The organism is Mesorhizobium sp. M0184, from assembly GCF_040322215.1.
Taxonomy (GTDB): domain Bacteria; phylum Pseudomonadota; class Alphaproteobacteria; order Rhizobiales; family Rhizobiaceae; genus Mesorhizobium.
In genome coordinates, this window is record NZ_JAMYSZ010000070.1 from 1 (window position 1) to 9,616 (window position 9,616).

Consider the following 9,616-nt stretch of genomic DNA (forward strand, 5'->3'; position numbering starts at 1 on the left):
CGCCATCCCGAATCTCCCTGCTTCGACCATCATCACAGAATCACCAATCGGCTTCTATGCAAAGGTCTCACAAGGGGAGAAGGAAGAGCCGCACAGCCCTCAATCGTGGCCACGCCCGAAATGCCGGCTCGCCACCTCGACATGCGTGTCGTGCGCATGCGCTTCGAAGCGTTCGGTCTCGCCGAGATCGTCCACCGCCTCGTTCGGCCACCAGCTGCCGCCGACCACGATTCCGTCCGAGACCAGCCTATGCTCGGCGACCAGCGAGGCGCCGACCGAATCGACAAAGGTGAAGCGGCCCGGACGCAGCCGCAACACCGCGATGTCGCCGACCGCACCCACCGCAAGCCTGCCGAGATCGGGCCTGGCGATCGCTTCGGCAGGGCGCTGCGTGGCGGCGCGCAGCACCTCGACCAGCGGCATGCCGAGCGCCAGCAGCTTCGACATGCAGACCAGGATGTCGAAGGCCGGCCCGTCGACGCAGTAGAGATGCACGTCGCTGCTGATCACGTCCGGCGCCAGCCCCTCGCTGAGCATCGCTTTCGCCACTTCGAAATCGAACGAGCCCATGCCGTGGCCGATGTCGAAGATGACGCCGCGCTCGCGCGCCAGCCGCATATCTGGCCGCACCGCCCCCGAGGCGAAGACCGGCGCGTTGGGAAACGGCCGGAAGCAGTGGGTGAGGATGTCGCCCTTGCGCAGCCGCGGCAGCACTTCCGAGCGGCCCGGCGGCGGCTCGTCTATGTGCGCCATCAGCGGCAGGCCGGCTTTGTCGGCGGCTTCGAGCGCGAGATCGACCGGCGCGATGCCGCTGGTGCCGCCGGCATGGCGACCCGAGCGGACCTTGACGCCGACAACCACGTCCGCGTGCTCGCGAGCCGCCGCTACCGTCTCGCGCGGTTCGCAGAGCCGGAGGTCGCTACACTCGCCGACCGCCACGGTCTGCGAGAAGCCGAATATGCCGGCAAAGGAAATGTTGACATAGGCCAGGATGCGGACTTTCGAGCGCTCGATGACGTGGCAGCGAAAGCCGAGGAAATTGCCGGCGCCGGCACTTCCGGCATCGATGAAGGTGGTGGTGCCGCTCTTTGCGGCGAGCCGGTCGGCATCGACGCCGAGCGACGTGCCGCCCCAATAGACATGGCTGTGCAGGTCGATCAGGCCCGGCGCGACGATCGAGCCCGTGGCATCGATGACGCGGGCGGCACGTTCGAAGGGGATTTCGGTGTCGATCGCGGCGATACGGCCGTCGGCAATCGCCAGATCGCGCTGCGCGTCGAGGCCGGACGCCGGATCGATGAGGCGGCCGCCTTTTATCAGGAGATCGAATTGCATCGCGCCTGTCTCCACTTTCCCGTCAGGCCGGCCTGTAGGCAACGGCCTCGACCTCGATCTTGATGTCGATCATCAGCCGCGACTCCACTGTCGTGCGCGCCGGCGGGTCTTTCGGGAAATGCCTGGCATAGACGGTGTTGAAAATGCCGAAATCGCGGGCGTCTTCGAGCCAGACGGTCGTCTTGACTACGTCGTCGAGGGTACAGCCGGCCAGCGCCAGTGCCGCCTTGACGTTCGACAGCACCTGCTCGGTCTGTTCGGCGATGCCGCCCTTGACCACCAGCCCGTCTGTGCCGACCGGCACCTGGCCTGAGACATAGACGAAATCGCCGGCCCTGACCGCCGGCGACAACGGCACATGGGATTTTCCAAAACACTGCTTGGGCAAGGAGGCCTCCTGTCTAGGTTCTTTGGGTGAACGCGCGATGCTGCGAGAGATAGGGGGCGGCTGCACGCCATCGATCCACATTTTGAAAGCCTATATCGCTTTGCTGCGGTAACGCCAGAACGATCACCGCCCTTGGTGATCCTTCGCGCCCCCTCTGTCCTGCCCTCTTTGCGATCACTTGGCATCTCCCCCTCTAGTGGGGAGATCGGCAGTTTCGCCGATAGCATCCATTCAGCCACCTTGGAGATTGGCGAAAGCCGCGGTGACATCCAATCTCCCCCCTGGAGGGGGAGATGCCCGGCAGGGCAGAGGGGGGCGCTGTCCTGGGCGCTGTCCCGCCAGCGTCTGGGCCCGCGACACCAGCCGGCTCAGCGGTCGATCCGCGTCGACAGGATGATCGACGACGACGTGCGCTCGACTCCGTCCATGGCGCCGATCTGGTCGAGAAGCGTGTCGAGATCCCTGATCGACGGCGCCTCGACGATGACGATCATGTCGAAATTGCCGCTGACCGAGTGCAGCGTGCGAACCGGTGCCAGCGCCTGCAGGCTGCGCACCACCTTGTCGGCAAGCTTGGGGGTGACGGTGAGCAGGACATGCGCCCTGACCAGCCCCTGCTCGTAATCCGGCGACAGCCTGACCCCGTAGCCGGCGATGATGCCGCGCTGTTCCAGCCGCTCGATCCGGCTTTGCACCGTGGTTCGTGAGACGCCGAGCCGCCGCGCCAGTTCGGCGGTCGAGGCGCGCGCATTGGTGCGCAGCAGGGAAAGCAGAGCCTGGTCGGCATCGCTGAGCATTTCGACGAACCTTACCGGCACATTGCCCAAAGAGAGGCTGCGTTTCGTACAATCTCACGCTTCCTTTCGACAGGCAAGCTGCGATTCTAACCGTGAATTTAGCATTGGCGCGAGGGACCGGTCATGAAGGAAATCATCGTCGTCGGCGCCGGCAAGATCGGCTCGACCATTGCCGAGATGCTGGCTTCCACGGGCAACTACCATGTCACGCTCGTCGACCGCTCGGCGGCGCAGCTCGGCGCGGCCGAACTGCCTGAAACGGTCGAGACGCTGGAACTCGACATCGAAGCCGCCGGCACCCTCGAAGCGGCCTTGGCCGGCAAGTTCGCGGTGCTCAGCGCCGCGCCCTTCCATCTGACCACGCGCATCGCCGAGGCGGCGGCCAGCGCCGGCGTGCACTATCTCGATCTGACCGAGGACGTCGTCAGCACCAGGCGGGTCAAGGAACTGGCTCGTTCCGGCAGCAGCGCCTTCATCCCGCAATGCGGCTTGGCGCCGGGCTTCATCTCGATCGTTGCCAACGATCTCGCCAGCCGCTTCGACACGCTGGAAAGCGTGCGCATGCGGGTCGGCGCGCTGCCCCAATACCCGTCGAATGCGCTGAACTACAATCTGACCTGGAGCACCGACGGCGTCATCAACGAATATTGCGAGCCTTGCGAGGCGATCGTCGAAGGCGAGCTGATCGAAGTGCCGCCGCTCGAGGAGCGTGAAGAATTCTCGCTCGACGGCGTCACCTATGAGGCGTTCAACACCTCGGGCGGGCTGGGCACGCTGGCCGAAACGCTGAAGGGCAGAGTGCGCACGCTGAACTACCGCACCATCCGCTATCCCGGCCATGCGGCGATCATGAAGGCGCTGCTCAACGACCTCGGCCTGCGCCACCGCCGCGACGTGCTGAAGGACATTTTCGAAAGCGCCCTGCCGGCGACGCTGCAGGACGTCGTCATAGTCTTCGTCACCGTCAGCGGCCGCAAGAACGGCCGTCTGCTGCAGGAAACCTACGCCAACAAGATCTACGCCAGGCGCGACGGCGAAATGGTGCGCAGCGCCATCCAGATCACCACCGCATCGGCGATCTGCGCCGTGCTCGACATGCTCGCCGACGGCACCTTGCCGGCAAGCGGTTTCATCAAACAGGAGGACATCGCGCTCGACGCGTTCCTGGCCAACCGCTTCGGCCGCGCCTATGCGCAGCACGAAATGGTTAGCCGGCTTGCAGGGTGAGCTGCGTAATCTCCCCCCTCGAGGGGGAGATGTCGCCGAAGGCGACAGAGGGGGTCGCCTCGCGTAGAGCGCCAACCTCCATCTGTCGCAAGGGAGGTCGCATCCAGTCGAACCGACCCCCTCTGGCCTGCCGGCCATCTCCCCCTCAAGGGGGAGAGCGCGAGCCATCAGACATGCAGTGCGTGCCCCAGCGCCTTCAGCGCCGCTTCCTGAAAACCCTCGCCCTGTGTCGGATGGGAATGGATCGTCCCGGCGATGTCCTCCAGCGTCGCGCCCATCTCCAGCGCCAGCCCAAACGCCGTCGACAGTTCCGACACGCCCTGGCCGACGGCCTGGATGCCAAGCACCAGATGGTTGTCCGCCCGCGCCACTACCCGAACGAATCCGTCCTCGCCCAACTTCGTCATCGCCCGGCCATTGGCGGTGAAGGGAAACATTCCGACCTTGATCTCGCCACGGGTCTTGGCCTCCTCCGGCGACAGGCCTGCGGTGACCAGCTCCGGATCGGTGAAACAGACAGCCGGAATCGCTCGTCTGTCCCAGCTGCGCTTGTGGCCGGCGACGATCTCGGCGACCATTTCGCCCTGCGCCATGGCCCGGTGCGCCAGCATCGGCTCGCCGGTGACGTCGCCAATGGCAAAGATACCACGCATCGAGCTGCGGCACTGGTCGTCGATGCGGATGAAGGGTCCGGCCATGTCGAGGTCGATCTGCTCCAACCCCCAGCCTTCGGTCACCGGCTTGCGACCGACCGTGACCAGCACTTTGTCGGCGGCAATCTTGCCGTTCTTGCCGCCATTCGTCTCGACCAGCAGCGCGTCGCGCTTAGTGGACAGCCCCTTGGCCTTGGCGTTCACGAGCACCTCGATGCCGAGTTCGGCCAGCCGCTTCACCACCGGCCGGGTCAGTTCCGCATCATATTGCGCCAGCACGCGCGGCAACGCCTCGGCCACGGTCACCTTGGCGCCCAGCTTGGCAAAGGCGATGCCGAGTTCCAGCCCGATATAGCCGCCGCCGACCACCGCCAGCCTCTCCGGAACTTCGCTCAGCGCCAGCGCCTCGGTCGACGAAATGACCGGCCCGCCGAACGGCAGCGATGGCAGCTCGACCGGCGCCGAGCCGGTCGCTATCACCACCGTTTCGGCGCGGATCACCTGCATGCCGATCTCGGTCTCGACGGCAACGGTCTTGCCGTCGCGAAATGTCGCCCAGCCATGCACCGTCTTCACGCCAGCTTTCTTCAGCAGGCCGGCGACGCCGTTGTTCAGCCGGCTAACGATGCCGTCTTTCCAGGCAATGGTCGCTGCGAGATCAAGCGACGGTGCCGCGACCGTTATGCCGAGTGGACTTTTGCCGCCGGCCATGTGCGAGAGCTTTTCGAACTCTTCGGCTGCATGGATCAGCGCCTTTGACGGGATGCAGCCGACATTGAGGCAAGTGCCGCCCGGTCTGCCTGCCTCGACGATCACCGTGTCGATGCCAAGCTGCCCGGCGCGGATGGCACAGACATAGCCGCCCGGACCGGCGCCGATGACCAGCAGCTTGCAGGAGATTTCCTTCATCATGGCACCTTAGTTCGAGGAGTAGGCGGCACAGCACCCCTCTCTGTCCTGCTGGACATCTCCCCCTCAAGGGGGGAGATTGGCAGCTTTCGCGCTCGGCTTAGTCCTGCAAAGCTGGAGATTGGCGAAAGGCGGGATGACGGCCGATCTCCCCCCTTGAGAGGGAGATGCCCGGTAGGGCAGAGGGGCGCGCGAAGGATCGCTACTGCTCTCATCTCGCGCCCCTGCGATCCTCTGTTCATCTCCTCAATCCACAAAAATCAGCGCTGGCGTTTCCAGCAGCGCCTTGATCCGCTGGACAAACACCGCCGCGTCCCAACCGTCGACGACGCGGTGGTCGAAGCTGGAGGACAGGTTCATCATCTTGCGCGGGATGAACTGGCTGCCGTCCCATACCGGCCGCACCATCATCTTGTTGACGCCGACGATCGCCACTTCCGGATGATTAATCACCGGCGTCGTCGCCACGCCGCCCATGGCGCCCAGCGAAGTGATGGTGATGGTCGATCCCGAGAGTTCGTCGCGCGTCGCCGTGCCGGATTTTGCCGCCTCGGCCAGCCTGACAACCTCGGCTGCACAGTCCCAGATGTCGCGCGCCTCGGCGTGCTTGACCACCGGCACCATCAGCCCGGAAGCCGTCTGCGCGGCGATGCCGATATGGACGCCGCCATGCTGGTGGACGATGCCGGCTTCGTCGTCGAACAGTGCGTTGATATTGGGCTGGTCGGCGATTGCCTTGACCATCGCCCGCATCAAGAACGGCAGCAGCGTCAGCTTCGGCCTGTCCGCGCCCGGCCGCTTCTCCTTGTTGAGCGCGGCGCGCAAATCCTCGAGCGCGGTGACGTCGATCTCCTCGACATAGGTGATATGCGGGATGCGCGACTTGGCCAGCGTCATCTTCTCGGCGATCTTTCGCCTGAGCCCGATTATCTTGATGTCCTCGACCGCCTCGTTGCGGACGAGGCCAAGGGCCTTCGCGAGCTGCGGTCCGCGTGCCAGGAAGGCGTCGATGTCCTCGGGCCGGATGCGGCCGGCTGGGCCGGTTCCCGGGACCTGCCGAAGGTCGATGCCGGCCTCTTTCGCCCTGAGGCGGACGGCCGGCGAGGCCAGTGGCTTTTCGCCCTCGGGGCGCCGCGCACCGACCGGCGCTATACCCCCGAAAGCCGGCGCAGTACCCCCACCCCTAGCCCCTCCCCACAAGGGGGAGGGGGATTCGCCACCCGCCGCACTTAGTCCCTTATGCGTTGGTGTTTTTCCAGGTGATCGTGGAGCGGTCTCGGGTTCGGCCTTGGAGGTTGCGGCACGTCCCCCTCCCCCTTGTGGGGAGGGGTTAGGGGTGGGGGTACTGCGCCCGGTGGGGGTATTCTTGGCGCCCGCCTCAGTGGCCTGCGACGCAGCATCCCTGACATTGCCCTCGCCCGCCACCTTCAACCTGACAATCGGCGAGCCGATCGCCACCGTGTCGCCGATCTCGGCGCCCAACCAGACGATCTCGCCATCGACGGGCGACGGAATTTCGACCGTCGCCTTGTCGGTCATCACGGCGGCAAGCACGGCGTCCTCGCGCACGAGGTCGCCAACCTTGACCTGCCATTCGACGAGCTCGGCCTCGGCGACGCCTTCGCCGACATCGGGCAGCTTGATGACATATTCGCCCATCGTTCCCCCTTCAGGCTTCCATCGTTTCGACCAGCGCGCGGCCTAGCCGGGCAGGACCGGGAAAATAGTCCCACTCCTGCGCATGCGGATAGGGCGTGTCCCAGCCGGTGACCCGCGTCACAGGCGCTTCCAGATGGTAGAAGCAGCTCTCCTGAACCAGCGCCGAAAGTTCGGCGCCGAACCCCGATGTCAGCGTCGCCTCGTGCACGACCACGCAGCGCCCCGTCTTGTTGACCGAGGCGACGATCGTCTCGAGATCGAGCGGCAGCAGTGTCCTCAGATCTATGATCTCGGCATCGATGCCGGTCTCCTCGGCTGCCGCCTGGGCGACATAGACCATCGTGCCATAGGCAAGCACGGTGACTGCCGCACCCGGCCGTCGGATCACCGCCTTGCCGAGCGGCACCGTGTAGTGGCCGTCGGCGACTTCGCCGAGCTCATGTTTCGACCATGGCGTTACCGGCCGCTCGTGATGACCGTCGAAGGGGCCGTTGTAGAGCCGCTTCGGCTCCAGGAAGATCACCGGGTCGGGATCCTCGATCGCCGCGATCAGCAGGCCTTTGGCGTCATGCGGATTGGACGGAACCACGACCTTCAGGCCGGAGACGTGGGTGAACAGCGCCTCCGGGCTCTGGCTGTGGGTCTGGCCGCCGAAAATGCCGCCGCCGGTCGGCATTCTCACGACGATCGGGCAGGTGAAATCACCGTTCGACCGGTAGCGCAGCCGCGCCGCTTCCGAGACGATCTGGTCATAGGCCGGATAAACATAGTCGGCAAACTGCACTTCGACGCAAGGCTTCAGCCCGTAGGCGGCCATGCCGATGGCCGCGCCGACAATGCCGGATTCGCTGATCGGCGCATCGAAGCAGCGGCTCTTGCCGTATTTCGCCTGCAGGCCCTGGGTGCAGCGGAAGACGCCGCCGAAGAAGCCGACATCCTCGCCGAACACGATGACTTGGCTGTCGCGCGCCATCGACACGTCCATGGCGTCGCGGATCGCCTCGATCATGGTCCGCCGCGGCATGATCAGACCCCTGCCTGTTGGCGCTGGCGCCTGAGATGCGGCGGCATCTCGGCATAGACGCCCTCGAACATGTCGCGCGCCGAGGGCTTGCCGCCGGCATGCAGCGTGCCATGGCGCTCGGCCTCCCGCTGCGCCGAAATCACCGTGTCGAGGATTTCCGCCTCGGCCTGGGCGTGGCGTTCGTCCGACCAGACGCCGCGCTGGATGAGATGGTTCTTCAGCCTGACGATCGGGTCGCCGAGCGGCCAGGCGTCGGACTCGGCCTTCGGCCGGTAGGCCGACGGGTCGTCGGAGCTGGAATGGGCGCCGACGCGGTAAGTGACGTATTCGACCAGCGTCGGCCCGAGATTGCTGCGCGCCCGTTCCGCCGCCCATTTGGCCACCGCATGGACGGCGAGATAGTCGTTGCCGTCGACGCGCAGCGACGGAATACCGAAGCCGAGCCCACGGGCGGCAAAAGTACCGGAGCCGCCGCGGGCGATGCCCTGGAAGGTCGAGATCGCCCACTGGTTATTGACGACGTTGAGCACGACCGGCGCCTTGTAGGTCGAGGCGAACACCAGCGCCGAATGGAAGTCGGACTCGGCGGTCGAGCCGTCGCCGATCCAGGCGGCGGCGATCTTTGAATCGTTGCTGATTGCCGAGGCCATCGCCCAGCCGACCGCCTGGATGTACTGCGTCGCCAGATTGCCGGAGATCGAGAAGAAGCCGTGCTCCTTCGACGAATACATGATCGGCAATTGCCGCCCTTTCAGCGGATCGGCCTCGTTCGAATAGATCTGGTTCATCATCGTGACCATCGGGTAGCCGTCGGCGATGAGCAGGCCGGCCTGCCGATAGGTCGGAAAATTCATGTCGCCCCGCGACAGCGCCTTGCGGAAGGCGCAGCTCACTGCCTCTTCGCCGAGATGCTGCATGTAGAAAGAGGTCTTGCCCTGGCGCTGCGCCATCTGCATGCGCGCATCGAAGCTGCGCAGCGTCATCATATGGCGCAGCCCCTCCAGCAACTCGTCGTCCGAAAGCAGTCCTGCCCACGGCCCGACCGCCTCGCCGGCGCGGTTGAGCACGCGGATGATCGAGAAGGCCAGATCGCGGATGTCGCGCGGGTCGACGTCGATCTTCGGGCGCGGCACCGAGCCAGCTTTTGGAATGCTCACATTGGAGAAATCCGGCGTCCCGCCCGGCCGCACTTCCGGTTCCGGAACATGGAAGCGCAGCATTCCGGCATCGGCCATGATCTCGGTCCTCCACTGTTGCCCGGCCAGGATATTTGCACACCGCCAGACCAGTGCCAATTCGTCGGGCGAGGCTTCGCTGCCGCTGGCTGCTGCCCGCGGCAGACAGGATGCAGATATGTCGGCGAAATTTCTTGTCGATCTTCCGCGCCGGCGCGCAATTTGGCGAATGGCCCGGGCCGATCTGGCGCAAGAGCAGGAACTTCCTGCGGGAAGATCGCTCGGTCGAGTTCCTTCGCGCCCCCCTCTGTCCTGCCGGAGGATCGCGGCATCCTCCCAGCTCGGGTTCCTCGCCCCCACGAAAGTGCTAGGCGATTCACACATTTCGAAGCGCCCATCCATGGGCGATGGACAGGAAGTGCTGCAATCCGTGTCGGAAGGTGATGGGT

General features: G+C 65.3%; 9 protein-coding genes. 2 read left to right on the forward strand and 7 right to left on the reverse strand.

Annotation, left to right across the window (positions count from 1 at the left end):
- Positions 1-99 precede the first annotated feature (99 nt).
- The 3 genes from NKJ23_RS33915 to NKJ23_RS33925 all read right to left on the reverse strand — a co-directional run bounded on the left by NKJ23_RS33915 (position 100) and on the right by NKJ23_RS33925 (position 2,520).
- Complete coding sequence (locus NKJ23_RS33915; RefSeq protein ID WP_352685062.1) at positions 100-1,335, reverse strand: amidohydrolase/deacetylase family metallohydrolase; 1,236 nt, start codon at positions 1,333-1,335, stop codon at positions 100-102.
- 22 nt (positions 1,336-1,357) lie between these two features.
- Complete coding sequence (locus tag NKJ23_RS33920; protein ID WP_023675940.1) at positions 1,358-1,723, reverse strand: RidA family protein; 366 nt, start codon at positions 1,721-1,723, stop codon at positions 1,358-1,360.
- Positions 1,724-2,091: 368 nt separating this feature from the next.
- Positions 2,092-2,520, reverse strand: coding sequence for an Lrp/AsnC family transcriptional regulator (locus NKJ23_RS33925; protein WP_352474012.1), 429 nt, complete (start codon positions 2,518-2,520; stop codon positions 2,092-2,094).
- Between the two features lie 123 nt (positions 2,521-2,643).
- Between NKJ23_RS33925 and NKJ23_RS33930 the strand changes: the two genes are divergently transcribed.
- Positions 2,644-3,747: a saccharopine dehydrogenase family protein gene (locus NKJ23_RS33930; RefSeq protein WP_352474011.1), complete on the forward strand. Its 1,104-nt coding sequence runs from the start codon at positions 2,644-2,646 to the stop codon at positions 3,745-3,747.
- A gap of 167 nt (positions 3,748-3,914) precedes the next feature.
- Here NKJ23_RS33930 and lpdA read toward each other — a convergent pair whose 3' ends face one another.
- The 4 genes from lpdA to NKJ23_RS33950 all read right to left on the reverse strand — a co-directional run bounded on the left by lpdA (position 3,915) and on the right by NKJ23_RS33950 (position 9,227).
- The gene (gene lpdA / locus NKJ23_RS33935; RefSeq protein ID WP_352685074.1) at positions 3,915-5,309 is read right to left on the reverse strand and encodes a dihydrolipoyl dehydrogenase; all 1,395 of its coding nucleotides are present in this window, start codon (positions 5,307-5,309) and stop codon (positions 3,915-3,917) included.
- Between the two features lie 246 nt (positions 5,310-5,555).
- Positions 5,556-6,968 (reverse strand): dihydrolipoamide acetyltransferase family protein, encoded by a 1,413-nt coding sequence (locus NKJ23_RS33940; RefSeq protein ID WP_352685066.1) that lies wholly within the window; start codon positions 6,966-6,968, stop codon positions 5,556-5,558.
- Positions 6,969-6,978: 10 nt separating this feature from the next.
- A complete protein-coding gene (locus NKJ23_RS33945) occupies positions 6,979-7,992 on the reverse strand; it encodes an alpha-ketoacid dehydrogenase subunit beta (protein WP_352685069.1) in 1,014 nt (337 codons plus the stop codon).
- 2 nt (positions 7,993-7,994) lie between these two features.
- Positions 7,995-9,227: a 3-methyl-2-oxobutanoate dehydrogenase (2-methylpropanoyl-transferring) subunit alpha gene (locus NKJ23_RS33950; protein ID WP_254817940.1), complete on the reverse strand. Its 1,233-nt coding sequence runs from the start codon at positions 9,225-9,227 to the stop codon at positions 7,995-7,997.
- On the opposite strand from NKJ23_RS33950, the gene NKJ23_RS33955 reads away from it, so the two are divergent.
- A partial coding sequence (locus tag NKJ23_RS33955) for a hypothetical protein (RefSeq protein ID WP_352685071.1) occupies positions 9,226-9,616 on the forward strand: 391 nt, incomplete at its 3' end. The genes NKJ23_RS33950 and NKJ23_RS33955 overlap by 2 nt on opposite strands.